The organism is Geobacter grbiciae, assembly GCF_018531165.1.
Lineage (GTDB): Bacteria > Desulfobacterota > Desulfuromonadia > Geobacterales > Geobacteraceae > Geobacter > Geobacter metallireducens.
The window spans coordinates 15,174-32,151 of record NZ_JAHDIW010000003.1 but is presented as its reverse complement, the minus strand read 5'-3'; the positions used below and the strand labels follow the sequence as shown (position 1 = coordinate 32,151).

The following is a 16,978-nucleotide window of genomic DNA, read 5'->3' as shown; positions in this document are numbered from 1 at the left end:
GTCATATATGGCAGTTACGTTACATATGACGGATGCCGCTGACGGTTTCCCCTTCCCCCCCGCTTCCTCCTTTCCCACTTTCCCCCGCACAATCAAACCCTTGCGCACGCAGTAGCCGCAGGTCTTCTCTGGCTCGTTAGTTGCGATGTATCTTCTGAGCAGAATATGAGCACTGTCATGCTGTCTGCGAACGTTGAGCTGTTACCATGGAAAGGAGACCTACCATGAATTACCTACCGGTCGGGAAAGAAAACTCGACTAGCATCAAGCTCTACTATAAGGACTGGGGAAGCGGACAGCCCGTGGTATTCAGCCATGGCTGGCCCCTGAGCGCGGACGCATGGGAAGACCAGATGCTGTTTTTGGGCGCCCGCGGCTATCGCTGCATTGCCCATGACCGCCGCGGCCATGGCCGATCGAGCCAGCCCTGGAATGGCAACGACATGGACACCTACGCCGATGACCTGGCGACGCTCGTCGAAGCGCTCGACCTGAAGAACGCGATCCATGTGGGGCACTCCACGGGGGGCGGCGAAGTTGCCCGCTACATCGGCCGCCACGGCACGAAACGCGTTGCCAAGGCCGTGCTTATCGGCTCGGTGACGCCGCTCATGCTGAAGACCTCTGCCAATCCCGCTGGCCTGCCGATGGAGGTCTTCAACGGGATCCGCGCGGGCGTCCTCGCCGACCGATCACAGTTCTTCAAGGACCTCACCACGCCGTTCTACGGCGTCAACAGGGCGGACGCCAAGGTCTCTCAGGGGCTGCGGGACTCGTTCTGGCTCCAGGGGATGCAAGCTGGCTTCAAAGGGGTCTTCGATTGCATCAAGGCCTTCTCCGAGACGGACTTCACGAAAGATCTCGAAAAAATGGACGTGCCGACCCTGATCCTCCATGGCGACGACGACCAGATCGTGCCCATCGGCGCCTCGGCCCTCCTCTCGGCGAAGCTCATCAAAGGCGCGACCCTGAAGATCTATCCAGGGGCACCCCACGGCATGTGCTCGACCCTCAAGGACCAGGTCAACGAGGATCTGCTCGCGTTCATCAAGGGGTAGGCGACAAAGCGATGCAGCCCCGGTCGTGATAGCTGCCCGCGAAGTGGCCGAGGATCTCTGACTCATATGGACAAGGCATTTCCTGCACGGCGTCAGCCCGATACCGGTACGCAAAGGAGACACATATGCTATGCAAAGCCAACATACTGAAGGGTTACACCCTGGACAGCCTCGACGGGACAATCGGGAAGGTCAAAGAATTCTACTTCGATGACCAGCACTGGACGATTCGCTATCTGGTCGCCGACACGGGAAACTGGCTTAAGGAGAGACAGGTACTGATCTCCCCGTATGCGATGGTCGCCGTGAACGAGGAAAAACAAAACATCGAAATCAATCTGACCAAGAAGCAGATAGAGGACAGCCCTCCCCTGGACAGTGACAAGCCCGTCTCGCGACAATTCGAGGATGCCTACTACGGGTTTTATGGATGGCCGATGTATTGGGGCGGCCCAAACATGTGGGGTGCCTATCCCTTCATTGTGCATGACCCTGAAAAATGGAAAAAAACCGCCCAGAGCGAGAAAACCTGGGATCCTTTTTTGCGCAGCTCTCGCGATGTGACAAACTATCACATCCAGGCCGCGGACGGCGAAATTGGCCATGTGGAGGATTTTATCATCGATGACGAGATGTGGGCGATTCGCTATCTCATTATCGATACGAGGAACTGGTGGCCAGGCAAAAAAACACTGATTTCACCTAAATGGATCGAGCGCGTGAGTTGGATCGAGTCTAAAGTCTTCGTCAATCTTCCCCGCGAGGCCATCAAGGAGTCACCGGAATACACTGAGGAGGCTCTGCTGACTCGGGATTATGAGACCAGTCTTCATAACCATTATAACCGCCAGGGATACTGGGTCGATGAACCAGGCGGAAAGGAGCAGGTAACACCGATGCTGATCAAACAATCTACCGGGAAAACCGTGAGCGAGGCTGCGGAGGCCTTGCAGGCTGCCGTTCTGGCAAATAATTTCGGCGTCATGCAGGTGCATAACCTCAAAGAGACCATGGCGAAGAAAGGGGTGGAGTTCGCCCGTGAATGCCTGATCCTTGAGGTGTGTCAACCGCGACAGGCCAAGACGGTGCTCGACCAGAACATGGACATCTCCACCGCGCTGCCATGCCGGATATCCATTTACGAGGAGGGGGGTAAAACCATTCTGGCTATCCTGAAGCCAACCACTCTCCTGGCGATGTTCAACGCGCCGCAACTTGCAGAGGTGGCGCAGGAAGTGGAGGACACGATTGTAAAAATAATGAAAGAGGCGGTATCTGGCTGATTGGCATTGTAACGGCTATTTTACGGAGCAAATACCAGAGGGATACCATCGCTGAAAGGAGAGTGCGCAGTCTGATCTGATCCGGTCCGGACTGCGTAACCCGGCCACCATGAGCTACCGTAAGATATTTTCAGTTATCAACGAACATACCGCATCCACGGTGACTGCCCGCTATGCCATCTCGCTGGCGGCAGCAGGCAAGGCCGACCTTGTGTTGTATGCCGCCCATGCCGAAAATAGTGACGAGACAGTACTCCGCCATACGGATCGTCATCTGGATCATCTCTTCACGGTTGCCTTTGAACTGGACATCGCCGTCACCCGGATAACCGAGGTCGGTAATATCAGCACCCTGCTGCCCAAACGGGTAGATGCCGAAAAAGCCGATCTCGTATGGTATCCCCTGACGCCCTATGAACGCTACGGAGCCGATCTGCAGCAGCACACGGTTCATAGCCTCCTGCGGACCATCAGGTCAGATCTGGCAATCATGCGGGCCATCACCATGGCCAAACCGCACCCCAGACGCATCCTGGTGCCGCTCGGCAAGGTCATAAGCGACAGGGATCACCGCCTGGTTTTTATCACCGAGTTGGCCAGGAGCTTCCATTCACAGGTCACGCTGTTCCATCTGTCCGCAGAGCGTGACGCAAAGGGGATGCCCGACGACATCACTCGGTTTCGGGAACAACTGCAACAGCAAGACGTTGCTGTGCTGGAGCGAAGCGGCAAAGGAGATATAGGCAAATCCATCACCGTGGAAGCGATCACCCGCCACAATGATCTGATCGTACTGGGCGCCAGCGAGCGCGGAGTACTGCAGAAACTGTTCTTCGGCAACCCTGCCGGCGATGTCATGCATAAGCCACCCTGTAACGCCATCCTGTTCCGGTCTGCGCCATGAGAATCCAGGCCCTTTCCCACGACGAAGTATTTTCAACCCTTCTGAGCACCCCGCAGGGGATCACGACTGAAGAGGCAACGCGCCGTCGTGGCGAGTATGGACTGAACGAAATCCATGAGCTGCATGGCCGCTCCCTGCTTTTGCGTCTTGTGTCCCAATTCACCCACTTCCTGGCCCTGCTCCTCTGGTTTGCCGCCGCCCTCTGCTTTCTGTCCGAATACCTCCACCCCGGCGAAGGACTGCTCCGTCTCGGCATAGCAATTCTCGCCGTCATCTTCATCAACGCCATCTTCACCTTCATTCAGGAGTACCGCACCGAAAAGGCGATCGAGGAACTCCGAAAGATGCTCCCCTTCCGGGTTGCCGTGATCAGGGGAGGGGCCGAGCGTGAAATCGATGCCGAAGAGATTGTGCCGGGAGACCTGGTGGTGCTGCGGGAAGGGGATAAGGTCCCCGCTGACGCCCGGGTCGTGGAAGCAAGCAGACTGACCGTCAACAATTCTCTCTTGACCGGCGAATCCGATTCCCGCCTGCTCACCGATGCCCCCTTCGAGGGGGAGTTGCTTGAAAGCGGAAACCTGGTTTTCGCAGGCACGCTCGTGGTGAGCGGCAGTGGGAAGGCCGTTGTCTATGCGACCGGCATGGCAACCGAATTCGGCAAGATCGCACAGATAACCGGTAAGGTCGTGGAGGAGGTAAGCCCCCTCCATATCGAGATCACCCGGGTCAGCCGCATCGTCGCTATCATTGCAGTGGCCGGTGGTGGCTGTTTTTTCCTGATTGGCAGTCTGGTGGGACGGGGATTCTGGGACAACTTTCTGTTTGCCATCGGCATCATCATCGCCACCGTCCCTGAAGGGCTGCTGCCGACCGTGACCCTTGCACTTGCCATGGGGAGCAAGCGCATGGCCCACCGGAACGCACTGGTGAAAAGCCTGAACGCCGTGGAGGCGCTCGGCTCCGTTGACCTGATCTGCACCGACAAGACCGGCACGCTCACGCGAAACCTGATGACCGTCAAAAAGCTCTGGAGTCTCGATGATCCTGCCATGGCCGGCACGGTTGCCCGCCTTTGCAACAATGTCACCGTGACACCGGAAGGGGTCAAGGGAGACCCGACCGAGACGGCACTCTACACCTATGCAGTCGAACAGGGGGCCGTGGACGGTGAGCGACTGGGCGAAATTCCGTTCGATGCCGACAGAAAGCGGATGGCCACTCTCCACCGGATCGACGGCAAGCTGTTCGTACTGGTTAAAGGGGCAGGCGAAAGCGTGCTGCCGCTCTGCACATCGCTGAGCAAGGCAGGTTCGATGGTCCCGCTGGACGGCAACAGCACTGCCGAACTTCAGGAGAAGCTTCAGGCCATGGCCTCCGAAGGGCTTCGGGTGATCTCCCTGGCATTCCGGGAACTGGATGCGCTTCCCACGGGAGAGATACCGGAAGAAGGTCTCACCCTTGCCGGATTCATGGGACTGCTGGACCCGCCACGTCCCGAAGTGCCGCAGGCCCTCAAGGAGTGCCACAGCGCAGGCATCAAGGTCATCATGATTACCGGCGATGCCGGCCCGACCGCCAGCGCCATCGCCCGGGATATCGGGATGATAACGGGAGAACCTGTCATCATCCAGGGGCGGGACTTGGCCGGCATGCCCGATGAACAACTGCGCGAAGAGCTGAAAAAGGAGAATCTTATCTTTGCCCGCATGTCCCCCCAGAACAAGATGCATGTGGTAGGTCTACTGATCGAGGGAGGTCATCGGGTAGCGGTTACCGGAGACGGGGTCAATGACGCGCCGGCCCTGAAAAAAGCCCATGTCGGCATCGCCATGGGGCTGGCCGGAACCAGCGTTGCCCGCGAGGCTGCGGATATCGTGCTGCTGGATGACAACTTCGCCTCCATCGTCCATGCCATCGAGGAAGGTCGCGCCGTCTTCGAGAACATCCGGAACTTCATCACCTACATCTTCGCCTCCAACATCCCGGAACTGATCCCCTATATCGGCTACATCCTGTTCGGCATCCCCCTGCCGCTCACCATCATGCAGATACTGGCGGTGGACCTCGGCACCGACATGTTCCCTGCATTGGCGCTGGGTTCGGAGAAACCATCGCCGGACATCATGCAGCGCCCTCCCCGGCCCAAAGACGAGCACCTGCTCACCAGAGGAGTCCTTTTAAGGGCCTACCTGTATCTGGGGCTGTGGGAAGCAGTTGCAGGAATGTCCGCCTACTTCTATGTCATGTACCAGGGGGGGTGGAGCTGGTCCCAACCACTGGCCCATACGACAACACTCTACCTGCAGGCAACCACGGCCTGTCTCGCCGGCATCATCGCGACACAGATCGCCAACGTCTTTGCCTGCCGTTCGCCCAATGTTTCCCTGTTCACCCTGGGAATCTTCTCAAACCGGCTGGTGCTGGGAGGGATCGCCTCCGAACTGCTTCTGGCGGCTCTCATCATCTACACCCCTTTCGGCAACTCCCTGTTCGCCTCCGCCCCCATCGGTGCTAACGTACTGTTGCTGCTGATCCCCTTTGCAATCCTGCTCCTCGTCCTTGACGAAACGCGTAAATATTTTGTCAGGCGTGCGGCTATACAGATAAAGACATCAAACTGACATTCATGTTTTGTACGTTACCCGTCATATTTGGCAGTTATGTTACATATGACGGATGCCGCTGACGGCTTTCCACTCACCCTCCACGTTCACTTTCCATTTTAACCCGCACAATCAGCCCCTTGCACTCTCAGTATCCGCAGCTTTTCTCTGGTACGTTAGTTGCGATCTACCTTTGTAGAAGGACATGAGCACAGTTGTGAAGGGGTTGTTTGTTATTCAGAGAAGGGCCTCAAAGTTCAAAGGAACAAGGACACTGAACGTTTCTGTCAGGCGGAACGTTCACTGAGAAAGGGAAATGACTATGTTAGGAACTATTTTGATCGTCGTCTTGATATTGCTGTTAGTAGGTGCGCTGCCCACGTGGCCTCACAGCAAACAGTGGGGTTACTACCCCAGTAGCGGGCTTGGCCTGATTCTTTTGATTCTGCTCATCCTGCTACTGTTGGGCAAGTTATAGGTAACCGGAATTCAAAGGAGGTGAGCCCTGGAAAAGCGTCAGCGAGAATTCTACGAGTTGGAAAAGGTACGATTCCAACCCTTTGACCGGGAAGAAATTTATCAGCACAACCGACAGGAGGTCATTATGAAATCGAGCATCAGGGACAAAGCGGAAGGAAAGTTTCACGAAGTGAAAGGCAAGGTCAAGGAGGTCGCCGGGAAAGTAACTGACAATCCCGAGTTGGAGGCCAAAGGCAAAGCTGAAAAGTTAGCTGGTAAAGCTCAGGAGAAGATCGGCGAGGTCAAGAAGGTTCTGGAAAGATAGGGAGAACGGCTCCCCGCGCAAAGGAGGAAATTTGTGAAAAGAATACTACTCTCATTGTTGTTGACGGCTGTTTTTGCGGTACCGGCTTTTTCGCAGATGAAGGATATGCCCATGGAGCATCGGGCAGGTTATGGACCGATGATGGAAATGGGCTCCATGGACAAGATGGGCGACATGATAGGCATGTGCATCGAACATGCAGACAAGATGGGGCTAACCGATGACCAGGTCATGAAATTGAAGCCTATACATCGGGAAATGCAAAAGAAGCATGCCCGCTTCAAAGCCGACCTGAAGATTGCAGAGATCGAACTCATGGAGATCATGGAAGTGAAAGATTTTGATCTGGAGAAAGCCAGCTCTGCGGTCAAGAAAATTGAAGGGATAAAGACAGCCCATCATTTGGAAATGTTACAGGCCATGAAAGAAGTGAGGAGTACTTTGACGGACGAGCAGTTCAAGAAAATGAAGACGATGATGATGTCCATGCAGCCGGGTGAGAAAAAACCGGCGAAGAAAATGATGAAAAAACATAGATGATCACTAAAAGGAGAATGTTTCTATGAAAGCACTCTATTCCCTGTTCCTGATGGTCGCTGCAGTCGCGTTGTTGGCGATCAGCGCACCTGCCCATGCGTCCAAGCTGGATGACCGCATCGAATCATCAGCCAAAAAGACCTATGTGTTCAAGACCTACCTCAAGAACGACAAGGTCAAGGTCGATTCCGAGGACGGTGTCGTCACCCTGACGGGAACCGTCTCCGAGGAATCCCACAAGTCATTGGCCCAGGAAACCGTGGCGGGCCTGCCCGGCGTCAAGAGCGTTGACAACAGGCTGGAAGTCAAAGGGGAGCGCCCCTCTGAGATGTCGGATGCGTGGCTCACCACAAAGGTTAAATCCACACTCCTGTACCATCGGAGCGTGAGCGGCTTCAAAACCGAGGTTGACGTCAAGGACGGCATCGTGACCCTGCGAGGCAATGCCCCCAGCCAGGCACAAAAGGAATTGACCGCTGAATACGCCAGGGACATAGAAGGGGTCAAAAGCGTAAACAATGAGATGACCGTGACAAAACCCGTGAAAAAGACACGGACGATGGGCGACAAGATCGATGACGCGTCCATCACCGCCCTGGTCAAGATGACGCTGCTTAGCCACCGCTCGACCAGTGCCATCAATACATCGGTCACCACGAAGAATGGTGTGGTTACCTTGACCGGCAAGGCCAAAAACTCAGCCGAACAGGACTTGGCCACCAAACTCGCCAAAGACGTTAAAGGCGTGAAGGACGTAGAAAACCGGATGACCATCGAGTAGTTTACGTTCATGAATCAAAGAGACTGAATGATCACTGCCGGCAGGGTGATCCAACCGGCAGTGATCATAGCAATCTGGAAGGAGGATCTCATGTTGTGGACAATAGCTGTGATACTGATCGTTCTCTGGGCGCTGGGGCTGGTGACCGGCTACACGCTTGGTTATTTTATTCACATCCTGCTGGTCATCGCCATTATTGTTCTGATTTTCGGGTTCATCCAGGGGCGGAGATCATGATAGTTCCCTGCTGTCAACTGCGTGATGTCTGAAGGATAAGGCCCATGATTGACGCCATTATCAAGATAACGATGCCACCCGAAAAGCGGCAGGAGGTCCTCCAGACCTTCAAGGCAATACTCGCCCCGATTCGGCGGGAGCAGGGCTGCATAAGCTGCAATTGCTACGTGGATATCGAGACTGAAAACTCTCTTCTCTTCATAGAGGAGTGGAAGAGCCGTGAGGACTTGGACACCCATCTGAGGTCCGTCCATTTCGGGATTCTGATCGGAGCAATGAAACTGCTCAAGAAAGCGCCGGACATCAGGTTCAACACCATTGTCTCCACGGCGGGAGCAGAGGCGGTGGATGCAGCGCGAGGGTGAGAACTGGTATGAAAGGAAGGCTCCTCGGAATACCATGACAATCGCCAAGCCCTTCTTTTTGTTCATTCTGCTCGTGTCCATCGTGAGTCTCGGCACGGGATGCGCGACCTTGCCCAACGTCTCTGACGTGATTGATGGGGCGCCGAGGGCACAGAAACACCGCCGGATCCTTTCGTCCAAGGGTCTGCTGTCTCCCCAGAAAAGCAAGGCCGTCATGGAACGGCTGAAGCGATCGGTCGATCCGACTGACGTTCTGGGACGCCACACTGCCGTGGTGGAGTCGGTCACCGAAAGCCCGCTCACAAAGGGGAACAGGGTCACCCTGCTCGCCGATGGCCCGGCCACCTATGCCGCAATGTGCAAGGCGCTCCAGAATGCCAAAGACCATATCAACCTTGAAAGCTATATCATCGAAGATGACGAAACAGGCCGCAGGTTTGCCGATCTGTTACTGAAAAAACAGGGGGAAGGTGTCCAGGTAAATATCATCTATGACAGTGTGGGGAGTATCACTACCCCCGCTGCCTTTTTCCAGCGCCTGCGCGACGGCGGGATAGAAGTCGTCGAATTCAACCCGATAAATCCACTGGAAGACAGGGAAAACTGGGGACTGACACACCGGGACCACCGCAAGATCCTGATAGCCGACGGCACCATCGCCATTATCGGGGGCATCAACATCAGCGAGGTTTATTCGAGCAATCCTCTCAAACGGAAACAAAAGGAAAAGGCGCCAATTCACTGGCGTGACACGGACGTTCAGATCGAAGGGCCGGCCGTGGCTGAATTACAGAGGCTCTTTCTTGACACCTGGGTGAAGCAGAAGGGACCACAACGTTCCGAACGGAACTACTTCCCTGACCTGAAAGATGCAGGTAATGCCCTGGTGCGAGTGGTCGGCAGCACCCCGGGAGAGACCAACAGGATCCCTTTTATTGTCTATGTGTCGGCCATGACGTTTGCAGAGCACTCGATTCACCTGACGAATTCCTACTTCATCCCTGACGGCCAGATACTGAAGGCCCTCACGGATGCCGCAGAGCGGGGTGTTGACGTAAAGATCATCCTCCCCGGGACCACCGATTCCCAGCTGGCATTACATGCCCAGAGATATCATTATTCCGTGCTGCTGAAGTCAGGAGTGAAGGTCTACGAGCACAGCACCTCCCTGCTGCACGCTAAAACCGCGGTGATTGACAAGGTTTGGTCAACCGTCGGCTCAACCAACATGGACTTCCTAAGCATGCTGAGCAATGACGAGGTGAATGCGGTCATTCTGAGCAAAGAGTTTGCCGCCGAGATGGAGAAGATGTTTGCCGGTGACCTGGTGGATTCACGGCAGATCCACTGGGACGAGTGGCAAGATAGACCCTTGTTGCTCAGGTTCAGGGAGTGGTTTGTGAATTTATTCGTCCGATGGTTGTAACATTGTGGTTACGTGGTTTTATATGGAGGGAGTGAATCATGTGAATCCGATGCAACCGATCAGAATCTTTCCGAAAATTTGTCTGGCCATGGCCACCGCTGCGATTCATTTGTGTGCCGGCTCACCGCTAGCCTGACAACCTGACGTATGAGGGTCAACCATGCAAACCGACAAGGACACGAACCTGCCAACAACGGCCACCGAGTTGCGCCGTCGTGCAGAAGAACAGCTGACCGCGAAAACGCCTGAAGCGGGCCTCTCCCGCACGGGCGATGAGACGCAGCGACTCCTTCACGAACTGCAGGTCCACCAAATCGAGCTGGAGATGCAGAATGCAGAGCTCCGCCAGGCCAGGGAAGAGATGGAGACGGCACTGGAACAGTACACCGACCTCTATGATTTCGCCCCGGTCGGCTACTTGACCCTCGACCGCGACGGAGTTGTCCGGGCCGCCAACCTCACCGCGGCAAGGCTCCTTGGGACAGAGCGGGCCCGGCTGCTGGGCCGACGCTTCGGGCAGTTCGTCGCCGATGAGGCCCGTCCCGCCTTTGCCGCGTTCCTCGCGAGGGTAGTGGAAAGCCGGGCCAAAGTGGTCAGTGAAGTGGCGCTCCTGAAAGGGGGAACGCACCCGCTCTTTGTGCAGATCGAGGCCGTGGCCGCGACATCGGGGCAGGAGTGCCGCGCTGCGATCATCGATATTTCCACGCGCCGTCAGCTGGAGGAGAGGCTCGACATTCTGCACACCGACCTGGCCGCCCGCGCCACCGAACTGGTCGCCGCCAATATCGAACTGGAGGCATTCAATTACACGGTCTCCCACGACCTGCGCAAACCACTGACACTCATCAACAGCTACTGCCAGGTGGTTCAGGAACTCTGCGGCAGCAAACTCGACGGGCAATGCCGCCGATATATTGATGACATGTACGAAAGCACCCTGCGGATGAACCGGCTCATTGATACCCTGCTCGATTTTTCACGCATCGCCCACGTCGAATTGCGCCATGAACAGGTTGACCTCAGTACCATGGCGAAGAATGTTGCCATGGGGCTGAAAGTGACGGCGCTGGACCGCCGGGTCACCTTCAGAATCCCGGACGGAATCGTAACCCACGGCGACGCGGCACTGTTGCGGGTTGTCCTGGACAACCTCATGGGGAATGCCTGGAAGCATACCGGCAACCGGGAAGAGGCGGTCATTGAATTCGGCGTGACGGATAGTGCCGGAAAGCCGGCGTTCTTTGTACGGGACAACGGGCCGGGCTTCGACATGGCGCTTGCAGACAAGCTGTTCATTCCCTTCCAGCGGCTCCCCGGAACGGACGCTGAGGGGAGCGGCATCGGCCTGGCCACGGTGGACAGGATCGTCAGGCGCCACGGCGGGCGAATCTGGGCGGAGGGAAAGCCGGGCGCGGGGGCGACGTTCTACTTCACCCTTGAATTACCCCAAGCGGGAAAAGCGGAGGTGGATCCATGAGCGATGGAACAAAGATCTCGGGAATGGGGGCGATCCCCCACGGCGGGGGGGTCGCATTCCGCGTGTGGGCGCCCCATGCAGAGCGAGTGTCCATTATCGGCTCGTTCAACGGATGGGACGGCAACAAAAACCCCCTGCAGGCCGAGGAGGACGGCTACTGGTACGCTGATGTGGCAGAGGCCCATGTGGGCGATGAGTACAAGTTCCTGCTGGCCACGGAAAAGGGCGAGTTAAAGCGCATCGACCCCTATGCCCGCCAGGTGACCAACTCTGTTGGCAACGCCATCGTTCACGATCCGGACTTCGACTGGCAAGGGGACGACTTCCAGCTCGCGCCCTGGAACGAACTGGTCATCTACGAACTCCATGTCGGCACGTTCAACGACGAGGAGGACGTCGACCATCCGGGCAAGTTTGCCTCGGTTACAGCGCGTCTGGGTCACTTGAAAAAGCTCGGCGTCAACGCGATCCAGATCATGCCGGTGGGGGAGTTTGCGGGGGATCGGTCGTGGGGTTACAACCCCGCCCATATCTTCTCGGTGGAGATCGCCTACGGCGGCCCGCTGGCATTCAAACGGTTCGTCAAGCGCGCTCACCAGGTGGGGATCGGGGTGATTCTCGACGTGGTCTACAACCACCTGGGCCCCAGCGATCTGGATCTCTGGCAGTTTGACGGCTGGAGCGAGAACGATCGCGGCGGGATCTACTTCTACAATGACGACCGGGCCGTCACGCCGTGGGGAGAAACCCGGCCCGACTACGGACGCGGCGAAGTACGGCAATACATCCTCGATAACGTCTTGATGTGGCTTGAGGAATACCACGTTGACGGCATCCGCTTCGACTGCACCCAATTCATCCGCACCGTCAACGGTGCCGGCACACAGGATCTGCCCGAGGGGTGGAGCCTGCTCCAGTGGATCAACAGCGAGGTCGCGCAAAAATTCCCCGGCCGGATCACGATAGCCGAGGATTTGCAACACAACAGATGGATCACCAAAGACGTTGGCGCCGGTGGAGCCGGGTTCGGCTCCCAGTGGGACGCCATGTTCGTCCACCCCATCCGCCTCGCGGTGACCACTCCCGAGGACGAGCAGCGCTCCCTCGCCGCCGTCCGCGACGCCATCTGCTACCGCTACAACGATGACGCCTTCGACCGGGTCATTTACAGTGAATCCCACGACGAGGTGGCAAACGGCAGGGCACGCGTGCCGCAAGAGATCAGCCCCAACGACCCCAAGGGGTGGTACGCACGGAAACGTTCGACCCTGGCCGCCGCCATGGTCTTCACGGCTCCCGGCATTCCCATGCTCTTCCAGGGGCAGGAATTCCTCGAAGGCGAATGGTTCCGCGACACGGTCCCCCTCGACTGGGACCAAAAGGACGAGTTCCACGGCATCGTTCGACTGTACCGCGACCTCATCCGGCTGCGGCTCAACCGCGGCGGCTTCACCCGCGGCCTCTGCGGGCAGTTCACCCAGGTCTATCACCTGCACGAAGAACGCAATGTCATCGCCTTCCACCGGTGGGACAAGGGGGGACCGACGGACGACGTCGTAGTCGTCGCCAACTTTTTCCACGAGCCCCAGGATGACTACGTCATCGGCTTCCCGGCGGAAGGGGCCTGGACGCTCCGGTTCAACAGCGATTGGCAAGGCTACAGCGACGACTTCCAGAGTCATCCGAGCACCGACGTCAACGCCGAGCCGGGCGAATGCGACGGCCTCCCCTTCCATGCCGTGCTTTCTATCGGTCCCTACAGCGTGCTAATTTTTTCTCAATGATCCGCGGCTACGAGCCAAAGGAGGAAACACCATGCGTAAACGAATAATCACCCAGGCCATTGAGAATATCATACCCCCCGATGAAAACTGGCTGGCCCTGGAAACCCTGGCCGAGGCGGAACTCACGTCCGAGGACCCGTCACACCCGATTGAGCTGGCGTTGAAACCCATCGAGGGACCTGGCTGGCGGGCATCGGAATCAGGCCAGCAGACTGTCCGCCTGCTATTTGACAAGCCGTTGCGGGTCAGGCGTATTTTTCTGATGTTTCGGGAAGAGGAGAAGGAACGTACCCATGAGTTCGTGCTGCGGTGGTCCTCGGACGGCGGTAGATCTTACCGGGAGATTGTTCGCCAGCAATACAACTTCAGCGCCCCCCACAACACCCTGGAGATAGAAGACTATGCTGTCGATCTTGTCGGATTGACAACGCTGGAACTGAGTATCATCCCCGATATGAGCGGAGGGCTCGCCCGTGCATCGGTTGCGCAGTTCTGCCTGGCATGATCGCCAGCGTTGCCCTCGGAGTTACGGAGCTGAGGCGCTGATCGGGCAGAAGGAGGTTATTATGAGATACACCATTATCATGCTGAGCATCATAGCCATAACCGATGTCGGAACATGCTGGGGGATTGACCAGTCCATTTGCACTCCCGGCTCTGAAATTGTCTACCATCAGAATGGCACCTTGAAAACATGCACACTCAAAGATAATTTTGCGGTAGGTGGAGTCAACTGTAAACAGTATGCGACCATCAACTTATTCGAAACCGGAACGCTCAAGAACTGCGTCACAAGTGACTATTTCAATTATGGAGAGATAATTTGCAATCAGCATGACCAAGTTAGCTTTTACGAAACGGGAAAATTGAACACCTGCAATCTTTCCAGGTCAATACAGATTGATGGCAAAACCTGTGCGCAATTCGAATCTATCTCCCTCTTCGAAAATGGGAAACTGAAGTCATGCAGCACGCCTCATTGATTAAAACGCACCGAAGGCCACCCCATATAATCGTTGCCGGAGGAAATCCATGAAGGTCTGGACATTCTTTGCGACAGTTCTGCTGACGGCAACAACCGCGTTTGGCGCTGGTCCAGGCAGCGTCCTCGGTTTGTGGAAAACCGAGGGGGGCGATCCACAGCTGGAATTATTCCGGTGTGGAGAGAAAATCTGCGGGAAAATAGTTTGGTTGATGGTACCGAACTATATTGACAGCAAAGATGGGCCCGTCGGCAAGACAAAAGTGGACAGGAAAAATCCCGATCCGGCGCTGAGGAACCGCCCGATTCTCGGTCTGCAGGTAATGAAAGGGCTCACCGCCAAAGGTGACAAACGGTGGGAGAACGGGACCTGCTACGATCCTGAAACCGGCAAGAGCTACAAGTGCAAAATGCGTCTGGCATCGCCTGATCGACTGGAGCTGCGCGGCTATATCGGAATTTCTCTTTTCGGTCGAAACTTCGTCCTGACCCGTTAGGATGACCATGAAAAAAGGGCGGTCCGGAGTGTCTCCGGCCGCCCTTTCATGCTTTGCAGCAAGGCTCGTTCGCCCTACCCCATCTTGGCCAGAAGCGGCACGATGAGGAGCGAAACGATGTTGATGATCTTGATCATCGGGTTGACGGCCGGGCCGGCGGTATCCTTGTAGGGGTCGCCGACGGTGTCGCCGGTGACGGCGGCCTTGTGGGCATCGCCACCCTTGCCGCCGTGATGGCCGTCCTCGATGTACTTCTTGGCGTTATCCCAGGCGCCGCCGCCAGTGGTCATGGAAATGGCGACGAAGATGCCGGTGACGATGGTGCCGACAATGACCCCGCCCAGGGCCTTCGGACCGAGGGTGAAACCGATGACGATCGGAGCGGCGATGGGGATGATGCCGGGGATGACCATCTCCTTGAGGGCCGTCCTGGTCACGATGTCGACGCAGGAGGCGTAGTCGGGTTTGCCGGTCCCTTCCATGATTCCCTTGATCTCGCGGAACTGGCGACGGACTTCCTCGACGACCGAACCGCCCGCCTTGCCGACCGCCTCCATGCAGAGGGCGGCGAAGTAGTAGGGGAGCATGCCGCCGAGGAACAGACCAACGATGATGTAGGGATCGGCCAGGTTGAAGTCAATAATCTTGCCGGCCAGCTTCAGCTCGTCCACGTAGGAGGTGAAGAGGATGACCGCCGCAAGGCCGGCGGAGCCGATGGCGTACCCCTTGGTGACCGCCTTGGTGGTGTTCCCCACGGCGTCTAGGGGATCAGTGACGGCGCGGACCGAGTCGTCCAGTTCGGCCATCTCGGCGATACCGCCGGCATTGTCGGTGATGGGGCCATAGGCGTCCATGGCGACAACGATGCCGGTCAGCGACAGCATGGAGACGGCGGCGATGGCGATGCCATACACCCCGGCGCACTGGAAGGCGACGATGATGCCGGCGGCGATGACGATGACCGGCATGGCGGTGGACTTCATGGAGACGCCGAGGCCAGCGATGATGTTGGTGGCGTGGCCTGTGGTGGAGGCCTGGGCTATGTGCCTGACCGGCCCGTACTCGGTGGCGGTGTAGTATTCAGTGATCCAGAAGATGGCGCCGGTGACCACGAGTCCCACAATGGCGGAGATAAAGATATTCAGCGCCGAGAAGGTCTGGCCGTTGGCATTGGTGAGCCCTTGGGGGAACATCTGGACGGTCACGGCATAGAAGGCGATGCAGGCCAGGACGCCGGAAGCGATCAGCCCCTTGTAGAGGGCGGGCATGATCTTCTGGTTGCCGCCCAGTTTCACGAAGAAGGTGCCGATGATGGAGGCGATGATGGAGATGCCGCCGAGGATCAGCGGATAGTTGACGGCGGCGGCATTGCCGGTGAAGGCGATGGCGCCGAGGAGCATGGCAGCGATGAGGGTCACGGCGTAGGTCTCGAACAGGTCGGCGGCCATGCCGGCGCAGTCACCCACGTTGTCCCCCACGTTGTCGGCGATGACCGCCGGGTTGCGGGGGTCGTCCTCGGGGATGCCGGCCTCCACCTTACCCACCAGGTCGGCGCCCACGTCGGCACCCTTGGTGAAGATGCCGCCGCCGAGACGGGCAAAGATGGAGATGAGCGAGCCGCCGAAGCCGAGGCCCACCAGCTGGCTGACCACCTCTTTCACCGGGGCGCCCGGCATGACCTGCTGAAGGATGAAGTAGTAGCCGGCAACACCCAGGAGCCCCAGACCCACCACCAGCATGCCGGTGATGGCGCCCCCCTTGAAGGCCACGTTGAGGGCCTTGTGGATGCCGGATTTTGCCGCTTCCGTGGTGCGGATGTTGGCGCGGACCGAAACGAACATGCCGATGAAGCCGGTCAGTCCCGAGAAGAGGGCGCCGATGGCGAAGCCGATGGCGGTTTTCATCCCCAGGGTAGCGAACAGGGCGATGAACATGATCACCCCGACGACGGCGATGATGGTGTACTGGCGCTTCATGTAGGCGCCGGCACCCTCCTGGATGGCTGCCGCAATCTGGCGCATCCGGTCGTTGCCCTGGGGGAGCCCCAGAATCCACTGGGCCGAAACGAGGCCGTAGGCGACGGCCGCCACGGCACAGGCCAGGGCGAAGTAAACTGCATACTGTTCCATTTACCAACCTCCTGACAAAATAGCCTGCGAAAGGCTTTGAACCTACTCGAACCAGACAATGCTCCAAGAGAGCAAAAAACGTAACATTGTTATAGAACGTCTGAAGTTTTGTCAATGTTAAATTACCGGAT

Annotated in this window: 17 protein-coding genes; 16 read left to right on the top strand and 1 reads right to left on the bottom strand. The window is 57.3% G+C overall.

Translation table 11 applies throughout. The features are described 5' to 3' along the window. The first annotated feature begins 224 nt into the window (after positions 1-224). The 16 genes from KJB29_RS05555 (at position 225) to KJB29_RS05480 (ending at position 14,718) form a co-directional block, all read left to right on the top strand. Positions 225-1,058 carry an alpha/beta fold hydrolase gene (locus KJB29_RS05555; protein ID WP_215733746.1) on the top strand — a complete coding sequence of 278 codons (834 nt, stop codon included), beginning with the start codon at positions 225-227 and terminating at the stop codon, positions 1,056-1,058. A gap of 125 nt (positions 1,059-1,183) precedes the next feature. After that, positions 1,184-2,341, top strand: a complete 1,158-nt coding sequence (locus KJB29_RS05550; protein WP_215733745.1) for a DUF302 domain-containing protein — start codon at positions 1,184-1,186, stop codon at positions 2,339-2,341. A gap of 109 nt (positions 2,342-2,450) precedes the next feature. Then, positions 2,451-3,245 carry a universal stress protein gene (locus KJB29_RS05545; RefSeq protein ID WP_215733744.1) on the top strand — a complete coding sequence of 265 codons (795 nt, stop codon included), beginning with the start codon at positions 2,451-2,453 and terminating at the stop codon, positions 3,243-3,245. Continuing rightward, on the top strand, positions 3,242-5,866 hold the full coding sequence (locus tag KJB29_RS05540; protein ID WP_215733743.1) for a cation-translocating P-type ATPase: 2,625 nt from the start codon (positions 3,242-3,244) through the stop codon (positions 5,864-5,866). Before KJB29_RS05545 ends, KJB29_RS05540 begins: the two co-directional genes overlap by 4 nt. A 298-nt stretch (positions 5,867-6,164) precedes the next feature. Continuing rightward, positions 6,165-6,326 (top strand): DUF3309 family protein, encoded by a 162-nt coding sequence (locus tag KJB29_RS05535; RefSeq protein WP_425514111.1) that lies wholly within the window; start codon positions 6,165-6,167, stop codon positions 6,324-6,326. A 126-nt stretch (positions 6,327-6,452) separates the two neighbouring features. Beyond that, positions 6,453-6,632 (top strand): CsbD family protein, encoded by a 180-nt coding sequence (locus tag KJB29_RS05530; RefSeq protein WP_215733741.1) that lies wholly within the window; start codon positions 6,453-6,455, stop codon positions 6,630-6,632. A 33-nt stretch (positions 6,633-6,665) separates the two neighbouring features. Then, positions 6,666-7,172, top strand: coding sequence for a Spy/CpxP family protein refolding chaperone (locus tag KJB29_RS19290; RefSeq protein ID WP_215733740.1), 507 nt, complete (start codon positions 6,666-6,668; stop codon positions 7,170-7,172). 22 nt (positions 7,173-7,194) lie between these two features. Then, positions 7,195-7,950 carry a BON domain-containing protein gene (locus tag KJB29_RS05520; protein WP_215733739.1) on the top strand — a complete coding sequence of 252 codons (756 nt, stop codon included), beginning with the start codon at positions 7,195-7,197 and terminating at the stop codon, positions 7,948-7,950. A 90-nt stretch (positions 7,951-8,040) separates the two neighbouring features. Beyond that, on the top strand, positions 8,041-8,187 hold the full coding sequence (locus KJB29_RS05515) for a lmo0937 family membrane protein (RefSeq protein WP_215733738.1): 147 nt from the start codon (positions 8,041-8,043) through the stop codon (positions 8,185-8,187). A gap of 44 nt (positions 8,188-8,231) precedes the next feature. Then, positions 8,232-8,552 carry a putative quinol monooxygenase gene (locus KJB29_RS05510; RefSeq protein WP_215733737.1) on the top strand — a complete coding sequence of 107 codons (321 nt, stop codon included), beginning with the start codon at positions 8,232-8,234 and terminating at the stop codon, positions 8,550-8,552. A 34-nt stretch (positions 8,553-8,586) separates the two neighbouring features. Beyond that, positions 8,587-9,978, top strand: a complete 1,392-nt coding sequence (gene cls / locus KJB29_RS05505; RefSeq protein ID WP_215733736.1) for a cardiolipin synthase — start codon at positions 8,587-8,589, stop codon at positions 9,976-9,978. 160 nt (positions 9,979-10,138) lie between these two features. Continuing rightward, positions 10,139-11,455: a sensor histidine kinase gene (locus KJB29_RS05500; RefSeq protein WP_246560597.1), complete on the top strand. Its 1,317-nt coding sequence runs from the start codon at positions 10,139-10,141 to the stop codon at positions 11,453-11,455. Further along, complete coding sequence (locus tag KJB29_RS05495; protein ID WP_215733735.1) at positions 11,452-13,239, top strand: alpha-amylase family glycosyl hydrolase; 1,788 nt, start codon at positions 11,452-11,454, stop codon at positions 13,237-13,239. Before KJB29_RS05500 ends, KJB29_RS05495 begins: the two co-directional genes overlap by 4 nt. Before the next feature lie 31 nt (positions 13,240-13,270). Continuing rightward, complete coding sequence (locus tag KJB29_RS05490; RefSeq protein ID WP_215733734.1) at positions 13,271-13,744, top strand: hypothetical protein; 474 nt, start codon at positions 13,271-13,273, stop codon at positions 13,742-13,744. A gap of 61 nt (positions 13,745-13,805) precedes the next feature. Further along, positions 13,806-14,222: a hypothetical protein gene (locus KJB29_RS05485; RefSeq protein ID WP_215733733.1), complete on the top strand. Its 417-nt coding sequence runs from the start codon at positions 13,806-13,808 to the stop codon at positions 14,220-14,222. Positions 14,223-14,271: 49 nt separating this feature from the next. Next, a complete protein-coding gene (locus KJB29_RS05480) occupies positions 14,272-14,718 on the top strand; it encodes a DUF2147 domain-containing protein (RefSeq protein ID WP_215733732.1) in 447 nt (148 codons plus the stop codon). A 74-nt stretch (positions 14,719-14,792) separates the two neighbouring features. Here the strand turns inward: KJB29_RS05480 and KJB29_RS05475 are convergent, their stop codons facing one another. Next, positions 14,793-16,847 (bottom strand): sodium-translocating pyrophosphatase, encoded by a 2,055-nt coding sequence (locus KJB29_RS05475; RefSeq protein ID WP_215733731.1) that lies wholly within the window; start codon positions 16,845-16,847, stop codon positions 14,793-14,795. Positions 16,848-16,978 lie beyond the last annotated feature (131 nt).